Annotated in this window: 25 protein-coding genes and 1 tRNA gene; 24 read left to right on the top strand and 2 right to left on the bottom strand. The window is 58.8% G+C overall.

Annotated elements, in window-relative coordinates:
- Nucleotides 1-35: 35 nt before the first annotated feature.
- Nucleotides 36-476 (bottom strand): DNA starvation/stationary phase protection protein, encoded by a 441-nt coding sequence (locus tag HMPREF9161_RS05105; RefSeq protein ID WP_009728620.1) that lies wholly within the window; start codon nt 474-476, stop codon nt 36-38.
- 399 nt (nt 477-875) lie between these two features.
- On the opposite strand from HMPREF9161_RS05105, the gene HMPREF9161_RS05100 reads away from it, so the two are divergent.
- From HMPREF9161_RS05100 to HMPREF9161_RS05090, 3 genes are all read left to right on the top strand, one after another.
- Nucleotides 876-2,165 carry an O-acetylhomoserine aminocarboxypropyltransferase/cysteine synthase family protein gene (locus HMPREF9161_RS05100; protein WP_009728619.1) on the top strand — a complete coding sequence of 430 codons (1,290 nt, stop codon included), beginning with the start codon at nt 876-878 and terminating at the stop codon, nt 2,163-2,165.
- A gap of 69 nt (nt 2,166-2,234) precedes the next feature.
- Nucleotides 2,235-2,323 (top strand) — tRNA-Ser (locus HMPREF9161_RS05095).
- A gap of 223 nt (nt 2,324-2,546) precedes the next feature.
- A complete protein-coding gene (locus HMPREF9161_RS05090; protein ID WP_009728618.1) occupies nt 2,547-2,882 on the top strand; it encodes a hypothetical protein in 336 nt (111 codons plus the stop codon).
- Nucleotides 2,883-3,112: 230 nt separating this feature from the next.
- Here the strand turns inward: HMPREF9161_RS05090 and HMPREF9161_RS05085 are convergent, their stop codons facing one another.
- Entirely contained in the window at nt 3,113-4,306 is a 1,194-nt protein-coding gene (locus HMPREF9161_RS05085; protein WP_009728617.1) for a YibE/F family protein, read from the bottom strand.
- Nucleotides 4,307-4,740: 434 nt separating this feature from the next.
- On the opposite strand from HMPREF9161_RS05085, the gene HMPREF9161_RS05080 reads away from it, so the two are divergent.
- The 21 genes from HMPREF9161_RS05080 to HMPREF9161_RS04980 all read left to right on the top strand — a co-directional run bounded on the left by HMPREF9161_RS05080 (nt 4,741) and on the right by HMPREF9161_RS04980 (nt 26,434).
- Entirely contained in the window at nt 4,741-4,941 is a 201-nt protein-coding gene (locus HMPREF9161_RS05080; protein ID WP_009728616.1) for a hypothetical protein, read from the top strand.
- A 77-nt stretch (nt 4,942-5,018) separates the two neighbouring features.
- The gene (locus HMPREF9161_RS05075) at nt 5,019-5,327 is read left to right on the top strand and encodes an HMA2 domain-containing protein (protein WP_009728615.1); all 309 of its coding nucleotides are present in this window, start codon (nt 5,019-5,021) and stop codon (nt 5,325-5,327) included.
- Entirely contained in the window at nt 5,327-5,983 is a 657-nt protein-coding gene (locus HMPREF9161_RS05070) for an HMA2 domain-containing protein (protein WP_009728614.1), read from the top strand. Before HMPREF9161_RS05075 ends, HMPREF9161_RS05070 begins: the two co-directional genes overlap by 1 nt.
- On the top strand, nt 5,980-8,088 hold the full coding sequence (locus HMPREF9161_RS05065) for a heavy metal translocating P-type ATPase (protein ID WP_009728613.1): 2,109 nt from the start codon (nt 5,980-5,982) through the stop codon (nt 8,086-8,088). The genes HMPREF9161_RS05070 and HMPREF9161_RS05065 overlap by 4 nt, the downstream gene beginning before the upstream one ends.
- Nucleotides 8,089-8,198: 110 nt before the next feature.
- Nucleotides 8,199-8,618, top strand: a complete 420-nt coding sequence (locus HMPREF9161_RS05060; RefSeq protein WP_009728612.1) for a hypothetical protein — start codon at nt 8,199-8,201, stop codon at nt 8,616-8,618.
- Between the two features lie 115 nt (nt 8,619-8,733).
- A complete protein-coding gene (locus tag HMPREF9161_RS05055; RefSeq protein WP_009728611.1) occupies nt 8,734-9,015 on the top strand; it encodes a flagellar biosynthesis anti-sigma factor FlgM in 282 nt (93 codons plus the stop codon).
- 16 nt (nt 9,016-9,031) lie between these two features.
- Nucleotides 9,032-9,520, top strand: coding sequence for a flagellar protein FlgN (locus tag HMPREF9161_RS05050; protein ID WP_009728610.1), 489 nt, complete (start codon nt 9,032-9,034; stop codon nt 9,518-9,520).
- A gap of 6 nt (nt 9,521-9,526) precedes the next feature.
- Nucleotides 9,527-10,018 (top strand): flagellar export chaperone FlgN, encoded by a 492-nt coding sequence (gene flgN / locus HMPREF9161_RS05045; RefSeq protein WP_009728609.1) that lies wholly within the window; start codon nt 9,527-9,529, stop codon nt 10,016-10,018.
- 38 nt (nt 10,019-10,056) lie between these two features.
- The gene (gene flgK / locus HMPREF9161_RS05040) at nt 10,057-11,838 is read left to right on the top strand and encodes a flagellar hook-associated protein FlgK (protein ID WP_009728608.1); all 1,782 of its coding nucleotides are present in this window, start codon (nt 10,057-10,059) and stop codon (nt 11,836-11,838) included.
- Between the two features lie 13 nt (nt 11,839-11,851).
- Nucleotides 11,852-13,189, top strand: a complete 1,338-nt coding sequence (locus tag HMPREF9161_RS05035) for a flagellin (RefSeq protein ID WP_009728607.1) — start codon at nt 11,852-11,854, stop codon at nt 13,187-13,189.
- A 39-nt stretch (nt 13,190-13,228) separates the two neighbouring features.
- Complete coding sequence (locus HMPREF9161_RS05030) at nt 13,229-13,813, top strand: DUF6470 family protein (protein WP_009728606.1); 585 nt, start codon at nt 13,229-13,231, stop codon at nt 13,811-13,813.
- Between the two features lie 12 nt (nt 13,814-13,825).
- On the top strand, nt 13,826-14,272 hold the full coding sequence (gene fliW, locus HMPREF9161_RS05025) for a flagellar assembly protein FliW (RefSeq protein WP_009728605.1): 447 nt from the start codon (nt 13,826-13,828) through the stop codon (nt 14,270-14,272).
- A complete protein-coding gene (gene csrA, locus HMPREF9161_RS05020; protein ID WP_009728604.1) occupies nt 14,272-14,493 on the top strand; it encodes a carbon storage regulator CsrA in 222 nt (73 codons plus the stop codon). Before fliW ends, csrA begins: the two co-directional genes overlap by 1 nt.
- A gap of 74 nt (nt 14,494-14,567) precedes the next feature.
- On the top strand, nt 14,568-14,978 hold the full coding sequence (locus tag HMPREF9161_RS05015; protein ID WP_009728603.1) for a flagellar protein FlaG: 411 nt from the start codon (nt 14,568-14,570) through the stop codon (nt 14,976-14,978).
- Between the two features lie 35 nt (nt 14,979-15,013).
- Nucleotides 15,014-16,663 carry a flagellar filament capping protein FliD gene (fliD, locus tag HMPREF9161_RS05010; RefSeq protein ID WP_009728602.1) on the top strand — a complete coding sequence of 550 codons (1,650 nt, stop codon included), beginning with the start codon at nt 15,014-15,016 and terminating at the stop codon, nt 16,661-16,663.
- Between the two features lie 15 nt (nt 16,664-16,678).
- Nucleotides 16,679-17,095 carry a flagellar export chaperone FliS gene (gene fliS / locus HMPREF9161_RS05005; protein ID WP_009728601.1) on the top strand — a complete coding sequence of 139 codons (417 nt, stop codon included), beginning with the start codon at nt 16,679-16,681 and terminating at the stop codon, nt 17,093-17,095.
- Nucleotides 17,085-17,429 carry a hypothetical protein gene (locus tag HMPREF9161_RS05000; protein ID WP_009728600.1) on the top strand — a complete coding sequence of 115 codons (345 nt, stop codon included), beginning with the start codon at nt 17,085-17,087 and terminating at the stop codon, nt 17,427-17,429. Before fliS ends, HMPREF9161_RS05000 begins: the two co-directional genes overlap by 11 nt.
- A gap of 277 nt (nt 17,430-17,706) precedes the next feature.
- Nucleotides 17,707-19,038 carry a flagellin gene (locus HMPREF9161_RS04995; RefSeq protein WP_009728599.1) on the top strand — a complete coding sequence of 444 codons (1,332 nt, stop codon included), beginning with the start codon at nt 17,707-17,709 and terminating at the stop codon, nt 19,036-19,038.
- Between the two features lie 306 nt (nt 19,039-19,344).
- Entirely contained in the window at nt 19,345-23,283 is a 3,939-nt protein-coding gene (locus HMPREF9161_RS04990) for a glycosyltransferase (protein WP_009728598.1), read from the top strand.
- Nucleotides 23,280-24,758 carry a glycosyltransferase family 2 protein gene (locus HMPREF9161_RS04985; RefSeq protein WP_009728597.1) on the top strand — a complete coding sequence of 493 codons (1,479 nt, stop codon included), beginning with the start codon at nt 23,280-23,282 and terminating at the stop codon, nt 24,756-24,758. The genes HMPREF9161_RS04990 and HMPREF9161_RS04985 overlap by 4 nt, the downstream gene beginning before the upstream one ends.
- Nucleotides 24,755-26,434 (top strand): hypothetical protein, encoded by a 1,680-nt coding sequence (locus HMPREF9161_RS04980; protein WP_009728596.1) that lies wholly within the window; start codon nt 24,755-24,757, stop codon nt 26,432-26,434. The genes HMPREF9161_RS04985 and HMPREF9161_RS04980 overlap by 4 nt, the downstream gene beginning before the upstream one ends.
- Nucleotides 26,435-26,840 lie beyond the last annotated feature (406 nt).

The raw sequence follows: 26,840 nt of genomic DNA, 5'->3' as shown, positions 1-26,840 counted from the left end.
AAACGTAGGTACGGCTCTTTTATCGTTGCTGTCGATTACGCAAGCATCGAGCGGAGGAACCAGATCTGCTTCGCGTAGTTCTCGATGTGATCCTCCATGAGGTTCGCAATGCCGAACACATCGTCCTTGTTCGCGAGGGTACGGACGGCAGCGGCCTGGTCGCGGAGCGTCTCGAGGTCCGAGAGTGCGATCTGGAGCGCCTTCTTCTGATCGATAGACTTATCGGGCAGCTCGCTGATCGTTGCAAGCGCAAGGTACTCCTTTAGGCTTGCGACCGGCTGTTCGCCGCACATCTTCAGGATCTCGGCGCTTTCGTCGAGCACGTCGGCGAACGAGTCGTACAGGGACTCGAGGTACTCGTGGACGGCCTTGAACTGCGAGCCGACCACGTTCCAGTGGAGGTTGTGCAGCTTGATGTAGCCGAGGCCGACATTGGCAATATAGGCGTTGACGGATTTTGTAAGCTTCTTATTCATGATAGAATCTCCTTTTCATAAAACATATGCAGATACGTTCATATCTGCCGATTGACTATTTACAGATATCATTATAGGCGTATGGTTACTATTTGTCAATAGTAATTATTAAATAGAGAACACTTTTTATTTTGATATCCTGAAAAAGATATAGTTTCGTATATCGATTTCCAGGCGAAGCCATCCGGGATTTGACGGCATGCCGCTCGTTTGGGCGGGCGCTATAATATAAACGCACATCAAGCGGGATGGCCCATAACGATCATCGTCATACGTTCAGCAACATATCAAAATCTATTTTTATCGTGTTGTCCCTTGACAATATCTTACGATATACATATAATCTAACATATCTGTTAAGTATGAGATAGGTTTTGCAGAGGAAAGGGGCACCCCCTCATGAGTGATAAGAAGTACCGCTTTGAGACCCTCCAGGTTCGCGTCGGACAGGAACGGCCGGATCCGGCGACGGACGCGCGGGCCGTTCCCATCTATCAGACGACCTCCTATGTGTTCCGCGATGCGCAGCATGCCGCAGATCGCTTTGCCTTGCGCGACCCGGGCAACATCTACGGGCGTCTCATGAACCCCACGCAGGATGTGTTTGAGAAACGTATCGCGGCGCTCGAGGGCGGCGCGGCGGCGCTTGCCTTCGCATCGGGGGCGGCGGCAGTCACTGCGGCTGTGCAGGCGCTCGCACATGCGGGCGATCACATCGTCTCGCAGCAGACGATCTACGGCGGTTCGTTCAACTTGCTGAAACATACGGTCAAGGAATGGGGCGTCGACGTCACCTTTGTCGATCCGAAGGGCGGTTCGGCAGCATATGAGGCAGCCATCCGACCGAATACGAAATGCGTCTATCTCGAGACCGTTGGCAATCCGAACGCCGACCTTGTGGACATTGAGGCAATCGCTGAGATCGCACACCGCCGCGGCATCCCCGTCGTCATCGACAACACCTTTGCGACACCCTATCTCCTACGCCCCATCGAACACGGCGCGGACATCGTCGTACACTCGGCGACGAAATTCATCGGCGGGCACGGCGCGGCGCTCGGCGGCGTTATCGTCGACGGCGGGAAATTCGATTGGAAAGCGTCGGGGCGCTTTCCGCATTTGGTCGAACCGAACGCGAGTTATCATGGCCTCAGCTTTGCGGACGCCCTCGGCTCCGTCGCCTTCATCGTCTATATCCGCGCGCTTATCCTGCGCGACACGGGCGCCGCGATCGCTCCGTTCCACGCGTTTCAATTCATTCAGGGACTGGAGACCCTCTCCCTGCGTGTTGAGCGCCACACGGCGAACGCGCTGAAACTCGTCGATTTTCTCAAGAACCATCCGAAGGTCACGAAGGTCAACCACCCCGCGCTGCCCTCGCATCCGGATCACGTCCTTTACGAGCGGTATTTCCCGCAGGGCGGTATCTCCATCTTTACCTTTGACGTGAAGGGCGGCCGGGAGGAAGCCTACCGTTTCATCAACAAACTCGAGCTCTTCTCCATCCTTGCCAACGTGGCGGATGTGAAGTCTCTCGTCATCCACCCCGCAACCACGACGCACGCGCAGATGAGCGCACAGGAACTCGCCGCGTCCGGCATCAGCGCCGGGACTGTGCGTCTTTCCGTCGGCATCGAGCACATCGACGACCTCATCGCGGACGTCAGCACGGCGCTCGACGCGGTCTGAGACGGCAAAAAATTCCTTGCCAATGCGTTCGCGCCTGTGCTATAATGCGACATGTCGCTGTGACGCGATGGAGAGGTGTCCGAGTGGTCGAAGGTGCTTGACTCGAAATCAAGTGTGGTGATGAGCCACCGTGGGTTCGAATCCCACCCTCTCTGCCATTAAAAAATAAGACTCCCGGGGGATTTCCCTCGGGAGCTTTTTTGTTCGTTTTTTAGTTTTGACATCATTTTTGACATCATGGATGTCAGCGCCCATACGTTTCTTCGCACTTGACCGTTTTTTCAGCGATGCCCGTCTGCATTTTATCCGTGTTATGCACGTAGCGATCCATCAAAGAAAGTTTTCCGTAACGAACTTGATGGGGATTCGTTCGTTACGATTATGCGCACGCCGCTCGCCTTGCAGCTTGTAGGCGCAAAGGATTTGCCAAAAGTATCTAAGCTTCGGCGGATTCTCAAAGATCATCCGAATATGAGCAAAGATACTTTAAGACAGCTTCCGCGTGCGATGACCGATCCGGGGATTATCTTTAAGTCACAGACGGTACAAGGGCGTCTTATTGCGGCGTTGACGCTAAAGGACAATGACGGTGTCAATGTTGCTGTGCCGGTGGAGCTTGACAGCACAGATGGGGCGTTCAATGCCAACATCGTAACATCCGCTTATGGTAAAGATGACCGTGACGGGGATGTGCGCCATACATGGTATTGGGGATAACATCAACGCGAAGAATACGCTTTTATGCCAATAAAAAAGAAGTTGCCGAGGTCTTCAAGGCCGTCGGGGTCCAATTCCCCATAACCAGAGAAGCTGTCAGCAACGTGTTTGGTTTCAGCATAAAGACAGATGAGGATCTTGTCAAGCTGAAAATGCAGCATGAGACACTGTATCATGCTGCATGGCACGGGTCGCCGTATTTGACAGCCGATGGGGATCGTCCCCGGACTTTATAGATCCGGTTGTGTAGTTTTTCCGGCCGAGGGGGTATCTAGGTTTTTGCGGGAGGCTTTTTGTTCCTTTGTATGCCTCCTGCGCGGCCCTGCGGTCATGAGGAATGCCGTGGCATAGGCGGTGATGGGGATGGCGCACAGCAGTCCGATGCTGCCGATGAGGGAGCGTACGATCTCCGCGGCGATCATGTTGAGATTCATGACGTGGACGAGATCGATGTTCGGCTGTGCGGAGATCAGCAGGATGAGGGGGAGTGCGCCGCCGATGTAAGCGAGAATCAGCGTGTTTGCCATTGTGCCCATGACATCGCGTCCAACGCTCAGGCCGGAGGAGACGAGCGCGCGGAACTTCGTCTGCGGCGCGAGCCGTTTCATCTCATATTGCGCCGAGGCGATGGAGACGGCGACATCCATGACGGCGCCGAGCGCGCCGAGGATAATACCGGAGAAAAGAAGCTCGCGGAAGTCGACGTCTTGGAGATAGAGGACTTTGAGCATGGTCGCCTGCTCCTCGTCAATACCCGTAAGATAGGTGCCGTGAATCGCGACGAGCGCGAGAATGCCGGCGACTAAAATGCCGCCGATGGTCCCGATGACGGCGCCCGCCGATTTCCTGTTGCAGCCGCCGATGATGATCTGCGTAGCGAGCGTGATGACGGAACCGATGAGAAAGGTCCAAAACAGAATATGCGATGGGGAAAAGAGAATGAAGGAGATCAATCCCTTCGCTATGAGCAAAACGGCAAAGAGGAGCACGAAGAGCGCCTTGACGCCCGTACGTCCGCCGAAAAGGACAAGAAGCGCGCCGAAACCGACGAGCAGCCAGAGCACTCCCGGCAAGCGATCGTAATCAACGATGGCGTAGTTCTCGCCCTCCTCGCGGACGATGATATTTTCACCTTCTTTGGGGTAGATATCGAATGCGGGATTGTTCGCCGTCGCATGCAGGAAATCGATCTCGGCACCCTCTTTTGGCCCCGACGTCAGCCGAGCCGTCACGTGGAATTGGACGCTGTTCGGCGCAAAGGCGGCGAGCACGCCGTCCGTCTCTTCGGCCGTCAGAACCTCGGCTTTGTAAGTCGGCGGATCGTCGGACTCTCCGCCCGGCAGATGGAAGATCAGGTAAAGGAGCGCGGAGAGGCCGAAACATACGGCGAGGAAACGTGCGAACCGGCGCGGATGAATTTTCATAACAGAATCGCCTTTCAAAAGCAAAGACTTTGAGAATTGTCGAAATCATCATATGGCATGTTGATGATAATTAAATGAAGAAAATGCATAAACGGATGCTTTCGAGTGTAATTTAGTTAATAAAGAGAAATATTTTCATGCGGAATTTGATGCCGATAGTTATTCCTAATTGTATCAAACCTATTGACATGGCATACGCTCTCCCTTATACTACATGAAACAGGATGATTCCGGAGAGGGACGCGGCGCTGCCGGTTGCCTCACGGCGCAGGAATCGTCGCTGTCTCACGGGAATCCTTCAAGGCTGCCAAAGACGGGCAGCCTTTATTTGTCGTAGGGATTGCGGTGGGGTGTTCACTCAGCGGTGAGTCAAGGCGCCAAGGAGCGAAGGCGCCCTCAAGCAAAAGGGGCGATGTGGCAAAGGAGGAACGGTTATGTTCTCGAAGACGGATTTTTGGATTGGCCTTGCAGTCGGCGCGGTAGCGGGGATTTTTGGCTATCGTTTCATGCAGGAACGTTCGCAGCAGCTTGCGGCGCTCGAGTCCGGTCAGGCGGAGCTGTCGGTTGCCGAACTGCAGCGGCAGAAGGAGGAGCTCGAGGATCTGATCGCGGCGCAGTCCGCGATGGATAAGTAAGGTTCGGTTTTCTCACGGAGGGGCTGTCGCGCGGTTAGCGCGCAGCCCTTTTTAAAAAGGAAAGGGGGCTGCCGGACTTGGAAATTTTTGAAGCCGTCCGGGCGGCGATTCCCGCGTCGACGCTGGAACTCTTCCTGCGCTCCACGGAGGTTGCGTCCTATATGCCCGGCCGGGTGCGGCTTTACAGCAGGCAGATGATCGGCAACGCGACGCTCGCAGCGGAGGTGCAGCGGCGCCTCGGCGCGCTGGCGGAGCTCGATTCTGTCACGACGAATACGGATACGGGATCCATTTTGATTACCTATTTGCCGGAACGGCTGCGCGCGAATGCGGAACTGCGCCGCGCGGAGGAATATATCGTAAGGCATGCGAGGAGACGGGTATAATGTCATATATTTCAGGATTTATGCTGGGGGCATCGCTCGCAAAGTATCTGCGGCAGTATATGAGCGGGCGCCGTACGGAACTGCCCGTCTTCGGATCGGCCCGGCCCGCTGCCGGAAAACGGGAAAAACGGATCCGCGGACGCCTGCCGCGTACGGGCGAGATACTCCTGCCGTTTTCCTGCGTACACGCTTCGGCGGGGCGGCGGCGGTATCGGACCCCCTATCTGACGGAGGAGACGGCCGCGCTCCTTGCGGGGGGGGTCGGCACGCTCTCTTTTGTGCGTACGGTTGAGGTGAACGCAGACTCCGGCAGCATATTGCTCCTCTATCATCCGGAGGATGAGGCGCATATCCTCGTGCTTGCGGAGGAACTGGAGAAGATCTTTTCCAAGGGGCACGCGGCGCCGCATGTCGGGACGCTCGCACAGAGCATCCGCAGTTCGGTCCATACGTTCAGCGGATGGATCCAGGCGCATACGGGCGGGGCGCTCGATCTCAACTCGCTTGCGGCGGGGATTTTTTTCCTCATCGGTATCCGCCAACTCGTACTGGCAAACGCGCCCGCCGCGCTGCCGGGTGCGGCGCGCATCTCGCCGTCGGGCTTTCAAATGCTCTGGTGGGGGCTGACGCTCATGAGAGGATGGCGGACGGTATGACGACGCTCAAACATACGCGGATCCGCACAAAATGTGTGCTCCCGCGTGAAGAGGCGGCGCGCCTTGCGGCACGCCTGCGCCGGTTCCCCGCAGTAGCGGCGGCGGAGGTGTGCGACGGGCATGTGAACCTCTGGCACGAGGGGCGCCTGCCCGCGGAACGCGTTCTTGCCGCCGTCTCGCGTGCGGTGCGCGCAGCCCGAGAGGCTGCGGTGACGCCGGCGCAGCGGCTCGCAGAGTTTCGCAGGGACGCGCTCATTTCGCTCGCGAGTTTCGCCGCGATGGAGATATTGAAGCGCACCGCGCCGGAGATGTTCGCGTCAATGAAGGTGCTGCGCGCCCTTCTCGTCGTTGCCATTTCGCGGAACTTTATCAGGACGGGCGTCGAGGGACTCGTCCGCAATCATGAGCCGAATGCGGATACGCTGACGACGACGGCGGTCATTGCCTCGGTACTTGCGGGAAGACCCGAGTCCAGCCTCATGCTCCTCGTGCTCAGCAACGGCGCGGAAATGCTGACGAACTATGCGGCTGAGAAGGCGCGCGCCCAGATCTCGGGGCTGCTCTCGCTCGACCAGCGCTACGTCTGGCTCGTTGAAGGCGCGGACGAAAACGAGGTCGAGCGCAAGGTGCCCGTGGAGGAGATTCGTCCCGGCAATATCATCGCGGCGCACGCAGGGGAGAAAATTGTCATCGACGGTCACGTCCTGCGCGGCGACGCGGCCGTAACGCAGGCGTCCATCACGGGCGAATCCAGCCCCGCGATGAAACAGGCGGGATCCCCCGTCTACGCGGGCAGCGTGGTCGAGGCCGGAGAGATTGTGATCGCAGTGGAGAAGGTGGGCAGCGACACCTCGCTCGCACATATCGTACACCTTGTCGAGGAGGCGCAGACGCGCCGCGCGCCGGTGCAGAACTTTGCCGATCAGATGGCGAACTATCTTGTGCCCGTGTCGTTCCTCGGCGCGGCGATCGTCTACGGCGCGACGCGCGACTGGCAGCGGGTACTGAACCTGCTCTTCATCGACTTTTCCTGCGGACTGAAACTCTCCACGGCGACCGCAATGTCCGCTTCCATTGCGGCGGCGGCGAAACGCGGCATTCTCGTCAAGGGCGGCAACTATATCGAAGCGCTCGCGCGTACGGATACCGTCGTCTTCGACAAGACGGGGACCCTCACGATCGGCGTGCCGGAGATCTCGTTCATCCGCACGGCCGGCGGCGTCGCGGAGAAGGAGATGATCCTGCTCGCCGCGTCCGCGGAGGAACACTCCGTGCATCCGCTCGCCGTTGCGATCCAAAAATACGTCGAGGCAAAGGGCTGGAAAGCGCCGCAGCACCGTTCGTCCGAGACGATCGTGGCGCGCGGCATGTGCGCCGAGGTGCCTGATTTCGAGGGCTATACGGGCGGCGTCGTCCGCGTCGGTAGCAAGCGGTTCCTTGCCGAGAGCGGCATAGAGGATACGGAGCGTCTCGGCGCGGGCGTGACGCGGAAGAACCTGCTGTACGTTGCGCGTGATACGCGGCTCATCGGCATCATCGGCATCGAGGATCCGATCCGGCCGAAGATGAAGAAGACGCTCAATCAGCTGCGCCGCTGCGGCGTAGACGAGATCGTCATGCTGACGGGCGACGCGAAGGCGGTCGCGGCGGACGCGGCGCGCGAAATGGATGTCGACTCGTATCACGCGGAGATTCTCCCCGAGGATAAGTCGCACTATGTGAATACGCTCAAGCAGCGCGGCACGGTCATGATGGTCGGCGACGGCATCAACGATGCGCCGGCGCTTGCCTTTGCGGATGTCGGGGTTTCGCTCGGCGGACGGCAGACGGATATCGCGGCGGAGTCCTCGGCGGTGACGATTCACTCCGAAGACCCGACGCGGCTCGTCGAGGCCCTCCGTCTCGGTCAGCGCACCATGCATCTTGTGGGGCAGAACTTCAAGGCGACGATCCTCGTCAACTCGGCCGCGATGATCCTCGGCGCGCTCGGGCGCATCAGTCCGCTCGCGGCGGCGGCAATCCACAACTCGGCGACGCTCATCGTCGTGCTGAACAGCTGCCGGATCCTCACCCGCGAAGGCGGCCTCTTTGCAAGGAAGCGCTGAGGTATTGATTTTTCTCCCGCAGTGTTGTAAAATACGGTAGTATTATTACATGAAGATAGATTCGGATCATGAGGGTATGCCGATCCGCGATTTGGGAGGAGCGTTTGTCGATGGCAGGAAAGATGAAGAACTGCTCGAGCTGCGGGAAGGTATTTGTCTCAATCAACGGCGCCCGCATCTGTATGGATTGCCGCGAAAAGGAAGAACAGTGGGAAAAGGAGATCGTTGCGTTCGTGCGCGATAACCCAAAGTGCCAGATTGCCGAGATCGTCGAGGCGACGGGCGTACAGGAGCCGGTGATCCGCCGCATGATCCGCGAGGGGCGGTTCGTTTCCACGGGGGCGGATCTCTATTATCCGTGTGAGAAATGCGGTTCTCCCATTCAGCGGGGACAGTACTGTGAAAAGTGCCAGAGTCAGATACGCGAGGAACTGAAGACGCACATCGCGCAGAAGACCGCCTCCGGTATGCGGACGACCGGAGACAATAAGAGCGGCCGCAAGGGCTATGTGACCCTCGGCAAAAATTAAAAAAATAGAGGATGCGCACGGGGATTTTCCTTAAGTGCGCGTCTTTTTTTTTCGATAAACAAAATGAAAGAGCTCCCGGCATTTACGACGGAGCGGAGTATAGGTGGTGAAGAATATGTTAATCGGCAATCAGGCAATCTCGGCGGTGAGCAGACTTTATGCCGGCAATCAGGCAGCAGGTGTGCGCCGTGCGGATGCGGTCAGCCCTGTGCAGCAGCCGGATGCGCTCGAGCTCTCGGGCGAGGCGCAGAGTTTCGGCGATATCCTGCAGAAGCTGCAGGCGATGGGCGACGTCCGCGAAGACCGTGTGGCGCCGCTTTCGGCGCGTGCGGACGAGGGGACTTACGCGCCCGCATCCGAGGATATCGCGGCGAAGATGCTCGCGATGCGCTACTGAGATAGAGGCAACCCGCATGTGGAACGCGTTCATTGCTACGCTGCGTGCGCTTACGGCTGAATACGAGCGGATCCGCACGCTTCAAAAGAAGAAGCGGGGCATTCTCGTCGCGCTTGATATGGCGGCGCTTGAGAAACTCACGGCGGAGGAGGATGCTTGTGCCCGTGCGGTGGAACGCCTTGAGAAAGAACGTCTCTCCCATCTCGCGCGGATCGCCGAAGCAACGCCCGGCGTGACGTCCGAGACGACGATGGAGGAACTGGCGCTCCTCGCGCCGACGGATGCCGTGCATCGTTCCGTCCTTGCGGCCGGCCACGGTCTCGGCGCCCTCGTCAAGGAGACGAAGGAGGCTGCAGAGGCGAATTCCCTTCTCATCGAGGGGGCGCTTATGGCGGTCAACCGACAGCTCGGACGCATCGGCGGCGCGGTTGTCGACCCCGTATATGGGAGCGGCGGCGCCGAGCGGGTGCGGCACCTGAACAAGAATTTTGATTTTAAGGCGTGAACGGCTATGACAAATGAGACCCGCGAAGCGCTCGTTCTGCTCAAAGAGCAGCTCGGCGCATACGAGGCGGCGTTCCGCCGGTTCGCCGCGCTCAAAGCCGCCCTGCAGCGCGGAATGCCGGAGGACGGCATCACGGCGGCGACCGCCGAGGCCGAGCGCAGCCTTTCCGCTCTGCGCGCGGCGGAGAAGACGCAGGCAGCCTTTCTTACGCGTGCGGGACAGCGCAGTATCGCCGCGGTCATCGCGGCCGAGCCGAACCTCGCCGAACGCCTCGCCGCGTACCGCGCCGCACGTGCCGTTGCGGCACATCAGCGCGATCTGCAGGAAGCGGTGCGGATCTGCGGCCGCCTGCTTGATCAGAGTATGGACTTTATCAATTATCAGCTCAACGTCGTTTCCGGCACTTCCGCCGAGGACACCTACGGGCGCTCACAGCCCATCGCAGGGCCGGGGACGGGCGCGCGGCGCGAGATTGCAATATTTGACACAGACGTATGAATTGACGCAGACGTATTTTATAGAAGGAATGAGGGAATATGCGGTCAACATTTGCCGGCCTCAACACGATGGTCAAGGGCATTCAAAACAATCAGCTCGCGCTGGATACCACGGGGCACAACATCACCAATGCCGCGACGCCCGGCTATTCGCGTCAGAGCGTTAACTCGGCGGCGACGAACTATCAGGAGCGCCCTTCTCTCTACGGGGACGTGCTCGTCGGCGGCGGCGTAGACCCTACGTCGCTGACACGCGCGCGCAATGTATATGCGGATAAGCAGTTCTGGTCGGAAACTTCGGCACAGAACTTTTATAAGGCGAACAAAACGAACTACGATAAGGTTGAGTCGATCTTCAACGATTCGAAACAGACCGGCATCCTCAATGCGATGAAACAGTTTTATGATTCGTGGGTGAACCTCTCCAACTACGCGAGCGACGCGGCCTCGCGCACGGCGGTACTGACAAAGGGCAACAACCTCGCCGACCGCATTAAGACGGGGGCGAAACAGATTCAGGATCAGATCGCGGCGCAGTACGACGAGATGCGAATCCAGGTACAGAAGGTCAACACCATCACGGAGCAGATCGCGCGTCTCAACAAGAACATCATGTACGCCGAGACCAGCGGAGCGATGGCCAACGATCTCCGCGACCAGCGGGATCTCCTCGTCGATCAGCTCTCCGAGATCACGAACGTTAGCGTTCAGGAAGAGGCGAACGGGATGTATACCGTCGTCTCGAACGGCATGACGCTCGTCAATCGCGAAGGGCGTCTGACGCTCGAAATGAGCGAACCGATCAACAACGAAGAGTACGGCATTACCGACTATACCATCCGCATCAAGGAGGCGGGGGGGATCGGCTATGTCCCGCAGAGCGGCGTGCTGAAGGCGCTTCAAGATACGATCGTACAGGACAAGGGCTATATCGACCACCTTGCGGACATTTCGGCAACGCTCCTCACGACGTTTAACGATATACATAAACTTGGGGCGGGAATTGACGCAAAGGCCACGACCTGGATGAATTTTTTCGGGCAGAACGAGTATACCGAAAAAGCCACGAACAATCACTTTAACGGCGCGCAGTATATTTGGAATGTGAACCAGCAGACCGGCGAACGCTGGCTGGAGCGCAAGGGAGCAAGCGTCCTGCGTGAGGAGCTGCCCCCGCCGCCGGCAACGCCCACAAAGCATAAAGTGACCGTAACGCCGTCCGCAGTTGCCGACGATACGAAAAAAATGAAGTCCATGCAGATCATCAACGAACTGAAGGTCGCCGATGAACTCACGGCGCCGGGCGGACAGAATTTGATCGGGGCACGCCAGATCGCCGACGCGTCGGGCAAGAAAGTCATGCCGACGCCGGGGACGGGGATCATCACTTACGAGTACGATATAGCAAATATCAACGGTACCGGCGACGGTACGATGGCCGTCGAGCTGAGCAAACTCTTCAATATCGATCAGGCAAGCACGATGAATGTCGCGGCAACGCTCTATACCACGGGGCTTCCGCCCAACGTGACACAATCCGAGCGCGCCGTCAGTACAAATTCGATCAATCAGTATTACAACGATGTCATGAGCAGACTCGGCGCCAACGCAGAGACGATAGACAAGAAACTCAAACAGCAGGATGATCTCATCACACAGATCACGCAGTGGCGGCAGTCTACTTCGGGCGTCAACTGGAACGAGGAACTGTCGAACATGCTGAAATTCCAGACGGGCTACGGGGCGTGCTCGCGTATGCTCACGTCGATGGACGAAATGCTGGATCGGCTGATCAACAGTACGGGCGTTGTTGGAAGGTAAGAGGTGACGACATATGGCAATCCGCGTCAGCAGCGATTACTCGGTACTGCGCTATCAAAAAGATCTCAACGAGCTGGAATACAACAAGACGAAGCTCATGGAGCAGGGAGACGGCAGCAAGCTGCACCGTCCCTCCGATAATTCCGTGGACTATTCGCGCTATCTGCGGTATGATGTCTCCGAGGGAGAGAACGACCGCTACCAAAAGAGCGTCAAGGCCGGTCTTTCGTGGATGAATTCTACGCAGACCGCGCTTTCGGGCATGGAGGATATCCAAAAGACCTTCAAGGCTAAGACCATTCAGGCGGCCAACGACGACAAGGCCGAAAGCAGCGGCGACTGGCCGGCGATTGCACGCGAGATGATGGCGGGGATTCAGCAGATCGTATCGCTCGGCAACACGCAACTCGGCGACCGCTATATCTTTTCGGGGCAGGCGGATCTGAAGCAGCCCTTCGCTATGACGGCTCCGTCGAACAAAGTAGAGCGCGGTGTGGCAAAGACCCTCGACGATCGGCAGGCGGCGTTTTTCAACGATGCAAGCAATCAAAAAAGCGGAGATTTCCTGCACCAGATGCTTGCTCTTAAGGGCGACAACGGCAAAGAATACTACCTTAACACGTTGACGGGAGCCGTTTACTCCAAGGAATTTGTGCAGGAAGGATATAAGGACGTTATCGCCAAGGGGCGTTCCACGGTTAACGCGAGCGACAGCATCGGCAGTATCCCCGTGGGGACCCCGGGCACGGCGTCAAGTATCATTGCGCAGAATTTCAAGAATACGGGCGAAGTAAAAACGCCGGGCGGCGCGGTCGGCACCGTCGACGGGACGACCGTCCGTTTTGCCACCGTAAAACAGCAGATCGCCACTTACAACGGCGATATGCGTTATATTTCGATGGTCAAGCAGAACGGATCAACCGAACCGACGGCGGATACGGTCAACAAGACGGGCCGCGACCTTTTCGGCCGCGATCTCTTCGACGATGAGAATTCCGGCAACACGGTCTCGGGCACGGCAATGCTCAATAATATGCTGACCGTGTATGAGCAGACGAACAATTCGAACCCGCATTGGCTGAGTTCGGACGGGGTCACCCTCGCCGATGCCGCCAATCAGGTGACGCTGCAGGCGCATACGGAAACCGGCGCGCGCACGCGTCTCTATAACGATATGACGGATATCCTTACGAACCACAAGGAGAACATTACGAAGGACATCACGGATGTTTCGTCAACGGATGTGGCGGAACTCGCGACGAAGATGATGCAGCAGCAGACGCTGATGAGCATGTCGCTCTCGATGGGCGCCCGTATCCTGCCGCTCTCGCTTGTGGACTATCTGCGCTAAACATACCTAGCATTTTCATAACGGGAAAGGATGCCCTTTATGCCCATGCTCTATCTCAATGTGCGCCACACGCTCCCGATGATCGGGATCCGGGCGCAGAAAAATACACTGGACAGCGGTATCAATCAGCCGCACTACGATCAAGAGACCAGGCAGGCGCGCTCGAACAAGGGGAAGACGCAGCCCCGTCTCACGATCGACAGCTACCCGAGCCGCCACAGCTACGGCTATACGAACCATACCGACTTTGCCCGCGAAAACGAGCAGGAAGGGTTCTCGGGCGTACAGCAGGGCACGTCGAAGCACACGCAGATGGCGTGGGCGCTCGCCGAGGATGGGCCAAAGCCCGGGCGCATGGTTCCTATTGAGCAGGTGCAGAGCGAGGTGCAGAGCATCGCCGACCAGAACCGCGTGCTCGTCGCGGCGGCGATTCCAAAACCCGAGATCAGCTTCGATGTCGGCGAGGTCGTCGGCGAGACCGAGGTCGGCGCGGTGGCGCCGCAGTGGCAGACGGAGTTCAAGGCTCGCATCGAGTACAACCCCGGCAGCATCGAGACCTATCTCGAGCGTAAGGGCGACATCCACGGCTGGGTCAGTGAGGGACACTATGATATTCTGGCATAACAGGAGTTTTTGATGAAAAAATTCATGACGAGCCGCTTCGGCGAGATCGAAACGGATGATGATGCGATTATCTTCTTTGCGGCGGGCATTCCCGCATTCGAAGAGGAACGCGAATTCCTTATTATCCCTTATGAGGAGGGGAGCCCTTATGTCTTCCTCCAGTCTCTCAGGACACCGGATCTTGCGTTCCTCATGACGATGCCGCTCATCTTTTTCCCGGATTACGAGTTCACGATTGACGACGACGTTGAGAAGGAACTCGGTCTCACGTCGCCGGATCAGGTGCTGATCTACGCGATCCTCACGCTCTCGGGCAAGGAGATCCGGGATCTCACGGCAAACCTCATGGCGCCGATCATTATCAATACCGCGACGCGCAGGGCCAAGCAGATCGTACTCGAAAGCAGCCCCTATACGACGAAGCACCGACTGTTCCCCGAAAACAAGGAGGACAAGTAATGCTCGTGCTCACACGCAAACCCCGGCAGCAGATCATGATCGGGGATAACGTCGTTATCAACATCGTGGAGGTACAAGGCGATAACGTGCGCATCGCGATCGACGCGCCGCGCAGCGTCAAGATCTACCGCGGTGAAATCTATCGGGCGATACAAGAGGAGAACCAAAGGGCCGCGGCGGCACCGCAGAACTTTGATCTCAGCAGTTTGCCCAAAGGATAATATATAATAGTTTATCATGGAAGAATTCAACGGAAACGCAGGGAGCGTTTCCCGGTACACATGGAGGGATACCTATGGCAGTAGGAAGCGTTCAGGACGTTATGCTTGCGGTGGTTGCCGTCGGCGGGATGCAGGATGGGCAGAGTGCGCCGGAGACCGCGGAAGCGGCGCCCGCAGTATTCGCCTCCGGCGATGCGGCCGGCACACCGCATGATACGGAGAACAAAGCGGACGAGAAGCCCGCGCATCCTGAAAAGATGACCGAGGAGCAGACGGAGTACATCACCAAACAGCTCAACAAGATCATGCGCAACATCAACGTCAATCTGCAGTTCCAATATCATAAAGAAGTCAACCTCATGTCCGTAAGGATGCTCGATAAGAAAACGGGCGAGGTTCTGCGCGAGGTTCCGCCCGAGGCGATGGTCGAGCATATGATCAAAGTGCACGATTGGATCGGCGCGTTCTTGGATAGGACCGCTTAAGCCCATAGGGCAGGAAAAGGCAAGGAGGAATCACCATGGCAGGTGCAACAGGGGCAAAAGGGATTTACGGACTTTCGGGTTCGGGGATCGACGTCGAATCGCTCGTCAAGGTCGGCATGATCTCCCAGCAAAAGAAATACGATCGTATCTATAAGAAGGAAGTTGAGACCGAGTGGCGTAAAGAAGCCTATGCGAATGTGTACGACAAGGTCAACACGTTCCAAAACAGCACGCTTTCCAACTATAAGCTGAGCGCGACGACGAAGCCGATGACGGCGACGAGTTCGAACACGGACGCCGTGACGGCGGTCGCGAACGCAAGTGCGGGACTCATGACGCATGATGTCGAGGTCTTTGAGACGGCGAAGAACGCCTATCTGATGACGGCGACGAGTGCACATGTGGAACGTGCCAACACAGCGGCGTCTGCCCAAAAGAGCATGATGCTCAAGGATATCGCTTTTGCGGGCGGCACGAAACCCACAGGAATGGCAGACGGCGATACGGCGCTGAAGTTTAAGATTTCCGACGGAACCAATTCTACGACGATAGAGTTCACGGCCGACGAGGTGTTTAACAAGAACCTCACGCTCAACGATCTCGCCTCGCGCATTAACAGCGCGCGTTATAAGGATGCCGCCGGAAAGAATGCGGCGCGTAGTCTCAGCGCTTCCTATGACACGGTATCGGACGCCTTTTCCATCGTCAACACCAAGACGGGCGCTTCGAATAAGATAGAACTCTCCGTCGAAAGCGGGTCGGGATCGCTGCCGCAGGATTCGGCGCGGCTGCTCACCAACCTCAAGCTGGGAGATGTGAACAACAACCCGGGGACTACGCAGACCTTCTCTCCGGGCACCGCGAATTCGGTGACAGGCGTGAACGGCAAGGTCAAGATCGACGGGCGCGAGTACAACGATCTACAGGAGAACAAACTCACCGTCGGCGGCGTCACCTATACCTTTAAGACGAAAACGACGGCGCCGACGCAGGTCGGGATCGCGCAGGATCAGGACAAACTTATCGAGAATGTGAAGAAGTTCGTGGAGGATTACAACAAGCTCCTCGACGATCTCAATAAGCAGTACAGCGAGGGCAGCTACAGAGACTACGGCGTGCTCACGAAGTCCCAAGAGGACGGCATGACGAAGGAGCAGGTCGATAAGTGGAATGAGAAGGCAAAATCGGGGCTGCTCTACCGCGACGAATACCTCCGCTCCATCATCAGCGACATGCGCGATGCGGTCATCAACCGCGTCGGCTCCGCGCCCGGACGTTATACGACGCTGTCGTCCATCGGCATCACGTCGAAAGATCAGAAGGGGCATCTGCAAATCGACGAGGCAAAGCTCAAGAACGCCATCGCTGCAGAGCCGGATGCCGTGCATCGCCTCATTTCGTATGACGATCCGGACAGCGACTACAATAACAGCGGCGTTGCTTCCCGCCTTTACAACAAGATGACGAGCCGTCTCAAATCGCTCGAAAACCATGCGGGCCGGACGGCGGATAAGACGGACGTCACGAGCGAACTCGGCAAACTCATTCAGAACTATCAGAAGCAGATGAGCGATTTCAAGCAGCTCATGACCACCTTCGAGAATAACCTCTATAAGAAATACAATGCGATGGAGGTTGCAATTTCGCGGCTCTCCGGACAGTTCAATTTCTTTGCTGCAAAATGACGAGGGGGCTCCCATATGGTAAACAGCGCTGCGGATGCCTATAAGAAGCAGCAGGTGATGACGGCGACGCCGGAGGCGCTGACGCTGATGCTTTACAATGGCTGTCTGAAATTTATCAAGGAAGGCGTTGAGGCGCTGGAGGAGCAGAATTATGAGAATGCCAACGTCTCCCTCCAAAAGGCGCAGAACATTATCAGCGAATTCCGGGTCACCCTTAACATGGACTATGAGATCTCACATCAGCTCCTGCCGCTCTACAACTATGCGTACGACCGTTTGGTCGAGGGTAATATGAAGAGCGATCCCGCACCGATCCAAGAGGCGTCCGACATCATGACGGAACTCCGCGACGCATGGACACAGGCGATGAAAAAGGCGCGCGAAGAAAAGGGGTCGCAGGGCGTAGAAGGGAGCGGCGTCTATGCCGGATGATCGCTATGCGGCGGCGCAGGAACTCTGGGAGAAATACCGCGCGCTGACCCACGAGCTGATCAAGTTCATCGACGCCGAAGAGATCGATCTCTTTATCGACCTTGTGGATCAGCGCGAGCAGATCGTCGATTTGATCAAAGCACTGCCGGAGGATCCTTATCGCGGAGGCCCGGCATGGGCGGCGCTCGATGCGGAGATCCGTCCGCTCGAGATGCAGATCCGGTACAAGGCGCAGGCGTGGCTCAACAGATCCCGCCGCCGGAACGCCGCCGTGCACAGCTACGATCTTACGGGGGCGAATCTCCCGGGGGGCGTATTGAATCGGCGCTATTAGAGCAGTGTAAAAAAGAAACGTTTCATCATTGGCTTTTTCTTGACAAAGCGGATGAAAAAAAGTAAAATATCTCTAGTTTCATACTTAAGTATATTGATCTTGCGACGATATACTATATGTAAAGATAATATGCAAGCGGGGCGGCTGCCAGGGAAGGCTAGCTAGCAGCCAACCAGGATAGACGCGTCACTTGCCTATTATATACAGCGGGCACGGATGTCCGCACTACATTTAATTTCCGGCACAGCCGGAACCACACCAGGGAGGAATTTACACTATGGCAATGGTAGTCAAAAACAACATGTCGGCGGTCAACACGCTGAATATCCTGAACCGCAACCAGTCTTCGCTCGCAAAGAGCCTCCAGAAGGTCTCTTCGGGCATGAAGATCAACAACGCCGGCGACGATGCTTCCGGCTATGCGATCTCTGAGCGTATGCGCGTCCAGATCCGTTCGCTCGATCAGGACAACCAGAACACCCAGAACGGCAACAGCATGATGAAGACCGCCGAGGGCGCCGTCTCCAGCACGGTTGAGATTCTCAAGACCCTGAAGGAAAAGGCGATCAACGCGGCGAACGACACGAATACCGACGAGGACCGTCGCACGATCCAGAAAGAGATCAACCAGATGGTTGACCAGATCGACGACAACGCGCTTGCCACGTACAACGGCAAGTATCTCGTCGACGGTTCGCGCAACAGCATCGGTACAGCAACGTGCACGACGCTTTCGAACAGTTCGTTGAGTACGGCGTCCAAGTGGACATCCAAGCTGACGGATCTCCAGAGCCGTCAGAACGAGAGCCTTAATATCCAGTCGACGGATAAGGTCACCGTTTCGTATGTCCGTGGGGGCAAGACCTACACGACGACGTTCCAGGTCAGTACGAGCACGATGGCCGACTTGCTTACGAAGACGGCCTACAATGGCTCTGAGTCTGTCGCAGGCTCGGCTCTCGTTGACACCGACGCGGCGACTCATGGCGCTTGGATCGGGTTGGATAAGGCTGGCAACAGCGTTTACACGGCCGATAACAAGTCGGCTCTTTCGATCAATGCTGCACATGCCGGCACGACCTGGCAGGTTTCGTCGTTCACGCTGTCGATTGCCGACAGCACGGGAGCGATCCGCAAGACCGCGAACACGTCTCTTGACGCTTTCAACGAGCGTATCCGCGCGGAGAATGCGTCTGAAGACAACTCTCTCACGCTCCAGACGGGCACGAAGGCAAACCAGGCGATCAAGGTCAGCATGACCGATATGCGTTCGCTCGCTCTCGGCGTGAAGGGCACGGACGGTTCGGTCATTAGCGTCCAGACGCAGGATCGGGCCAACGCCGCGATCAACGCGATTGAGACGGCGCTCCAGAAGGCGCTCGACGAGCAGGCGAATATCGGCGCTGTCCAGACTCGCCTCTCCTACACGAGCTCCAACCTCACGACGGCGTCCGAGAATGTTCAGAACTCCGAGTCCACGATCCGCGATGCGGATATGGCGAAGGAGATGACGGAGTACACGAAGAACAACGTGCTGCTCCAGGCTGCGCAGTCTATGCTCGCGCAGGCGAACCAGAACAGCTCCGCTGTTCTCTCGCTCCTCAAGTAATCTCGCTTCGGCATTTACCGACGGACTACCGAAAGAGTCCTTCCCTTCGGGGAGGGGCTCTTTTTTTGTAGCGTGACGCGCAATCTTGGCGCATAACTGTGTCACTGCGAAAAAAACTGCGCTCGACGTAGCCTTAACTACGACTTCGCGTGTATTTTTCTTGTTCCTTGTTCTGCATCCAAGCTTGCGTGTCGCTTAGGCTACGGCTAGATGCGATGCGCAATCTTGGGCATAATTGTGTCACTAATCCTTTGCCATTTTTGCGGCTATACCGTATAATGATTACGATATGAAAGGATGTGCGCTATGAAGATCTCCGCCTGCTATATTGTGAAGGACGAAGCGGATGATCTGCGCCGCTCTCTTGCGAGTGTCGCGGCAGCGGCGGACGAGATCGTCGTCGTTTCTACGGCGGGAGATGCGAATGTTGCGGCGGCAGCGGGGGAGTTTCATACCGCTCTCTATGATTTTTCATGGCGCGATGATTTCGCGGCGGCGCGGAATTTTGCACTTGAGCAGGCGGGCGGCGATTTCATTATTTTCCTTGATGCGGACGAATATTTCCTGCACCCGGAGCAGGTGCGCTCCGCTATAGAGGCCTATGCGGGACAGACGCCGCCGTGGGACATCATCATGGTGCGTATGGAACATTATTTATCCATCGACGATCACAACGATATGATAACCGATATCCTGCCGCGCGTTCTGCGGGGCAATGCGATGCTGTACGAAGGGAAGATCCATGAGCAGGCCGTGCGGCGCGACGGTGCGGTGCGAGCACTCTGCTACGCGGACGAACGCCTTGCATGCGGGCACACGGGATATATGACGGCACGGAGCGCGGAGAAGGTACGCCGCAATATCTCCATGCTCGAAGCAGATGCCAAGGAGCACGGGCGTAAGCCGTGGCATGCGGCATATCTCGCCGACTGTTATTTTTGGCTGAAGGATTATCGGCGCGTTCTTGCACTCTCGGCAGAAGTCCTTTCGAGCGATATGGTCATCATCGGCGGACGGAGTAAAATCTATCATCAAGTGATCGAGTCCATGCGCGCGCTGCATTATCCGGATGAGGAAATGCTGACAATCGTCAATGCGGCGCTTGCCGGCTATCCGGATCTGCCGGATTTTTACGCTGAGCGCGGGATGGTGCTCTGCGGTCTCGGGAGTTATGAGGGGGCACTTGCGAGTTTCGTTGCGGCGATGGAGCGGTATGAGAGCGCCATAGGTGTCCGGCGGGACGATTCGTTTTTTAATCGCAGTGTGGCGGCACTCGTTGCCGAGCGTATGGCGCAGATATATACGCATCTAGGCGATGCGGAGAGTGCGGCGCATTGGTCGGAAAAGGCGCGTATATACCGCAGCTCGGAGGAGAAACGGAACGAGAAGCCGGCGGCGCTGCGGCTGACCGCATGCTATATCGTACGCGACGATGCCGAGCATCTGAAAAAATCAATCGAGCGTCTGCGTTCCTATGTGGACGAGCTCATCGTTGTGGATACGGGGTCTGCGGATAATTCTGCGGATACTGCGGCGGCCCTCGGGGCTCGGGTCTATCATTTCGCATGGGCGGACGACTTCGCGGCGGCGCGCAATGCGGCGCTTTCTCATGCCCACGGAGATTGGGTCGTATTTCTCGACGCGGACGAATATTTTGCATCCGGGGCGGCGCGCCGTCTGCGTGCAGTCGTTGAGGAGGCGGCGGCGCGCGGAACGCAGATGCTCCTCGTCCCGCTGCGCAACATCGACGAGGATACGGGGGCGGTGCTGCTCGAGGCGCCTGCGCCTCGCATTTTCAAATCCGCGGAAGGGCGCCGCTATGTCGGCCGTATCCACGAGGAGCTGCGCGATGCAGACGGCGTGATTACGTCTTATGAGACGGTGGCGGCGGAGCGGCTCCTGCTCATCCATACGGGCTATTCGGAAAAACTGACGCGGGCAAAGGGGAAACGCAATCTGCGGCTTTTGCTGGCGGAGATGGAGGCCGGCGAGCAGCCGGAGCGCTGCTGGCGCTATCTCGCGGAGACGTATGACCGGCTCGGGGATGCGCGCATGGCGGAGCGCTATGCGCTGCGCGATATTGAGCGCGGACGGCAGCATACGGTCTATGCAAGTTCTTCCTATCGGATCCTGTTGCATATCTACGGAACACATCCGCAGATGCGGGAAGAGCGGCGCGCGATTGCCGCGCGCGCGGCCGAGGACTTCCCGGAGCTCCCGGAAATGCACGCGGAGCTCGCGGAGGCCTGCGCGGCATCGTATGACTATGCGGCGGCGATTCGGGCGGCGGAGACGGCGCTGCGCATTGTGCCGCAGCGGGAGGGTCTCAACCCGTCGGATTTTACGGCGGAGATGGCAGAGCAGCTGGAGCGCCGCGCGGCACTGTGGCGGCAGATCCACGCACATGAGGCGGAGGTTCGGATTTCCGCCTGCGTTTTTGTACGAAATGATCTGCGCGATATGAAAACGTGGCTTGCGAATGCGGCCGCATATGCCGATGTGCGAATCGTTCTCGATACGGGATCGACGGATGGGACGCGGGCACTCGCCGCAGGCGCGGGGGCGGAGGTCTATGATTTTGCATGGGGCGATGATTTTGCCGCCGCGCGTAATGCCGTGCTCTCACATGCATCCGGAGGATGGGCGGCGGTGCTCGATGCGGATGAGACCTTTGTCGACCCCGATGAAGCGCGCCCTTATCTCGCGATGATGGACGTACTGATGCCGACGGTTGACGCGGTGCTGCTGCCGATCGTGCATGTGGATGAGGACGACGGCAACCGCGAGATCGGACGTGCGCCGCATGTGCGTCTCGTGCGGCTTGGCCGCGGGCTGTTTTATGAAGGGCGCGTCCACGAGCGTCTGCAAAAGACGGCGGGGGAACCCGTCCTCTACCGGGAGCCCGCAGCGCTCGCCATCCGGCATGTGGGCTACTCCGCCGGGCGCATGTATGCCAAACATACGCGCAATCTCGCGCTGCTTTCCGCAGAAATTGAGCAAAAAGGCATTCGGCCCGGGGACTATCGTTACCTTGCGGATACCTATTACGGGCTCGGGCAGTATGCCGCCGCACTCCTCTATACGCGGGAGGCGCTTGCCGAAAAAGTGCGGTCCGTGGGGGCGCAGAGCAGGCTCTATCATCTCCTGCTCGACTGTATGGAGCGGGAGGAGACGCCCCTTGCAGAGCAGATTGCCGCAGCGGAACAGGCGTGCCGCGCGTTCCCGCTCCTGCCCGATTTTCACGGGCGGCTGGGGCTGCTCTATGCCGCCGTAGGGAACGATGCGGCATTCACCGAACTCACACGGGCACTGGATCTCTATGAGATACCCGAGGATGAGAGCGGGGAGAGTTCCGCGTTCGGCGCGTGGGCGGGGGAGGTTGCCGCAGCGCGTGCGCGGCTGCTCATGATAGAGCGTGATGCCGCGGCGGCGGAGGCGGCGCTTGCGGATGCCTTTGATGCCGGAGGAGCGCGCGAGGCGGCGCTCGACGTTTATGCGGAGCTGCATGAGAGCGAGCCGCCGGCGCGTATTCTAAGAGAGATGCGCACGCGCATTGGAACGGACAGCGACACGCTCCTCTACCTTTACCGCTTTGCCGATGGGTTCGGCTGGCGCGCCCTTGCCAAAGAGGCCGCGGATACATGGGAGCGGGAGACGGGACATGCATGCGACCTGCCGCAAATCTATGAGGAGCTGCATACGCGTTCGCCGGAGGAGCAGGCGGCGTATCTGACCGCATCGCTTGCGGGCGATGTGCGGGAGATACCGGAGATGCTTCCGCGGCTTGCGCGGGAGGAAAGTCCGGATGGTCGGCATCTCTATCGACGCCTGCGGGCACTGCTGCCGGACGTACTGCGTGCGTTTTGGCGGCATTACGATGAGCCGGATGCCGTACCTCTTCCGCAGAGTACAGAGGGCTATGCGTTGGCCGTCGATGCGTTCGTCCGACATGCGGACGAGGCGCAGGCGGCGCGTATCGTTTGCTGTGCGGCGGAGTACGGCGCGCCGCATGTGCTGGCGCTTGCGCGGGCCTTTGCCGCGGCGGGGCGCCGTACGGCGGCGCTGCGCGCATATCTCTTTTATATCGAAGCGGGAGGAACGGAGGATGCGGCGTATCTCTACGAGACGGGGCGGGCCTATCTTACGCTCGGCCGGAGGGAAGAAGCGTGCGCGTATCTCGCCCGGGCGCTTGCGGCGGAACCGAACAATCGGAAGGCGCGGGAACTGATGGAGCTGATACAATGAAAATTTCTGCCTGTGTCATTGCAAAGAATGAGGCAGAAAATCTGCCGCGCTGGCTCGCATCGGCGCGCGTCTTTGCCGACGAGATGATCGTTGTCGATACCGGCTCGACGGATGCGACCGCAGAGATCGCGCGCGCAGGCGGGGCAGAGGTCTATCGGTTTGCGTGGACCAACGACTTCGCCGCCGCGAAAAATTTTGCTCTCGACCGGGCATCGGGGGACTGGGTGGTCTTTACCGATGCGGACGAGTATTTCTCGGAGGAGAGCGCACCCCGCGTGCGCGCCTTGATTGAGGAGCATGATGCTGCGGAGGGGCTCGACGGATTCATCGTGCATCTCGTCAACATCGATATGGAGACGGGGGCGCTGCTCGGCACAACGGCAAAAGTACAACGCATCTTCCGTCGCGCGCCGTGGCTCCGTTTCGTGGGAAGCATCCACGAGCATGTGGAGAATCTCAGCGGCGACCCCGCGCGAGAGATGATGTTTGCGCAGGATCTCACGCTCTACCATACGGGGTATTCGCCCCAGGTGATGCGGAAAAAATCGGAGCGCGATCTCAGGATGCTGCTGGAACGCCGTGCGGCAGGGCAGTGTGACAAGATGGACGCCTACCATCTGATGGACTGCTATTATACGCTGGAGGATTATGAAAAGGCGGCCGCATATGCGCGGGAGGCGATGGCGCTCCGCGAGCAGCCGGTCGGGGGAGAGGAGCGCCCTCACACCGTGCTGCTGCAGTCGCTCATTCTAATGGGTGCCGGCGATACGGAGATCGACGCCGCCTATGAGGCCGCTGCCCGCAGATTCCCGCAGACGGCAGACTTCCCGCTGATCTACGGCACCTATGCGTGGGATCGAGACTATATCGCCGCGGCGCGGCGCGCCTATGCCGAGGGGGTTCGCCTGCACGAGGAATACTATCGTGAGGGCGCGTACTCCGGCGTGCTCGCGCCGCTTGCTTATGAACGGCTCGGTACAGCGGCGGAACTGTGCGGCGAGCAGGAGGCCGCCGCTGCGTTCTATATTCGGTCGCTGCGTGCCAAAAAGCGGCATCTGCCGGCATTGAAGGGCCTTTTACGCCTGTTCTCGGAGACGGGCGCAGCGGCGGCGGATGTGATTGCGGCGCTGCGCGGCCTCTACGATGAGGAAGCGGATGCGGGATTTTTGGCGGAGGCGCTCACGGATACGCCGTTCCCCTATGCGGCGCTCTACTATGAAAAGCGCAGCGCGGCGAAGTTCACGCCGCGCAGGCGGCTGCTCCTGACGGGAGAGGTGTGCGCGGCGGCGGCGTCCCTCATCGAGGAGACGGAGCGCGCGGCGGCGCTTGCGGCAGCTTATCTGGAGGCGTTTTCTCCGGAGGAACAGGCGCGCATCGCGCTCCTCCTGCCGCGATCGTGCAGGGAGATCTCCGCGGCTCCCGAGGATCTCAGGATGCGGCGGCGTATCGGCCGGCTCGCCAAGGAGAACACATGACGGCACAGGCGTCGGCAGACGTAGAGGCCCTGCGCACACGGATCTATGATGCGCTCGAGCGAGGGGATAGAACGCGCGCTAAGGCAGATATCGCGCTGCTTCGGCGTGACGCGCCGGGAGAGGCGGCCGGACTTTTAACCGCGCTCTGCATCGAGAGCGGCGCTGCGGAAGAGGCGCTTGCGGCGTGGGAGGACTGTGCGCGCCTGCGCCCCGATGATCCCTATACGATATTTCTCCGGGCGCGTATTCATCTGATGCAGAGAGAGCGGCGCGCGGCGCTGACGCTTCTGTCCCCGCTGATGCGGCGCCCCATGCCCGCGCCTGTGGCGGAGAAGGTGTTCAACCTCGCGGGGCAGTGTGCGCGCTTTCTCGGGCGGGCGCAGGAGGCGGTGACGTTCTATGCGTATGCGCGTGATGCGGCACAGGAGCCGGCACTGCGCCTACTCAATGCGAGCAATGTGCTCTTTAACAGGCACTATCTCCCGCAGACACTCGCCGAGGAGCGCGCCGCGGCGGAGGCGTATGGGGCTCTGCTGAGCGACACGGCGCCGTTTGCCCATGTGCCCGAAGACGCAAGGGAGCGTCGGCTGCGCATCGGGTATCTCTCGCCCGATGTCCGGGAGCACGTCGTCCTCTCCTTTTCGTATGCCCTCTTTACAGCGCTTGATACCGCGCGGTTTGAAACGTACGTCTACGCAATGAACGAGGAGGATGCGTTCACGGAGAGCGTACGTTGCCGCGTGGAAGGCTTTCGGAACCTGACGGGGTGCGGTGCGGCGGAAGCGGCGCGCCTCATCTATGAGGATCGCATAGATATTCTCGTGGATCTTGCGGGACATACGGCGGGCGGGACGCTGCCCATCCTCGCGTATCGGCCGGCACCGGTGCAGATGTCGGGGATCGGTTACTTCGCGTCGACCGGGCTGAAGGCGGTGGATTATTTCCTTGCGGATCCCGTACTCGCGGCGGAACCTGCGCAGGAGGGCTTTGTCGAGCGTCTGCTCGTTCTGCCGCGGACACATTTTTGCTGGCAGCCGCTGCGCCCGCCGCCCCCGACGGGACATGCGCCGGCGGCGGGACGGCCCATTGTGTTCGGCAGCCTGAATAATTTTACCAAGGTCAATGACACAGTGCTGAGGGTATGGGCAAAGATTCTGCACCGCGTACCGACATCGCGCCTCCTGCTCAAGGCGGAGATCTTCTCCGTCGCGGACGGTGCCGCGGAGGCATGGCGACGGATTGCGGCGGCAGGCATCCCCGCAGAGCGTGTGGAAACGGAGGGCGCTTCGGCGGACTATCTCACGGCGTATCGCCGCATCGACATTGCGCTCGATACGTTCCCTTATCCGGGCGGAGGGACGACCTGTGAGGCGCTCTACATGGGCGTGCCCGTGGTGACGCTGGCGGGGGAGACCCTCGGGAGCAGGTTCGGCGCGTCGCTGCTCCAAAATATCGGCGCGCAGGCGTTGATTGCGCGTACGACGGAGGAGTATATTGAGCGCGCAGTGCTCCTCGCACAGGACGCCCGGACGCTCGATGCGCTCCATGCGGGGCTGCGCAATATGACAGCGGCATCGCCCGTGATGGATACGACCGCCTACGGTGCGGCCGTCGGCACGGCGTATGAAACGGTGTGGGCGGCATATGCATCGCGTACCGATATGCGGGAGGGGTAAAGGCACGTGCGGGGGATGACGATAGAATGAGTAGAACCTATGCGGCACTGAAAGACCGGATCTTCGCTGCGCTTACGGCGGAGCGCTATGCCGAGGCACTGCATCTTACGGAGGAAGCGATTGGGACAGGTGCGGCGGACGATATGATCCGCTATCTTCATACCTATGCGCTGGAGCGGATGGGAGATCTGCCGCGCGCTCTCCGCGAGGCGGCAGATTATATCGCGGCGGGACGTTCGGAGATGTGCCATGAATACATGAGACTGCGTGCGGCTGCGGCGTATCGGATCGGGGATCCGCAGACGGCGGAATTTTATTATGACGCCTATAGGGAGGAGCCGACGGACGCGGGGCTGTACAGCTCGTTTCTCCTCGCACAGAACGCGTGGGAGGTTGATGAAGCGGC

Source organism: Selenomonas sp. F0473, assembly GCF_000315545.1.
Classification (GTDB): domain Bacteria; phylum Bacillota; class Negativicutes; order Selenomonadales; family Selenomonadaceae; genus Centipeda.
Note: the sequence above shows the minus strand (reverse complement) of the source record. Positions and strands in the feature narration are given on the sequence as shown.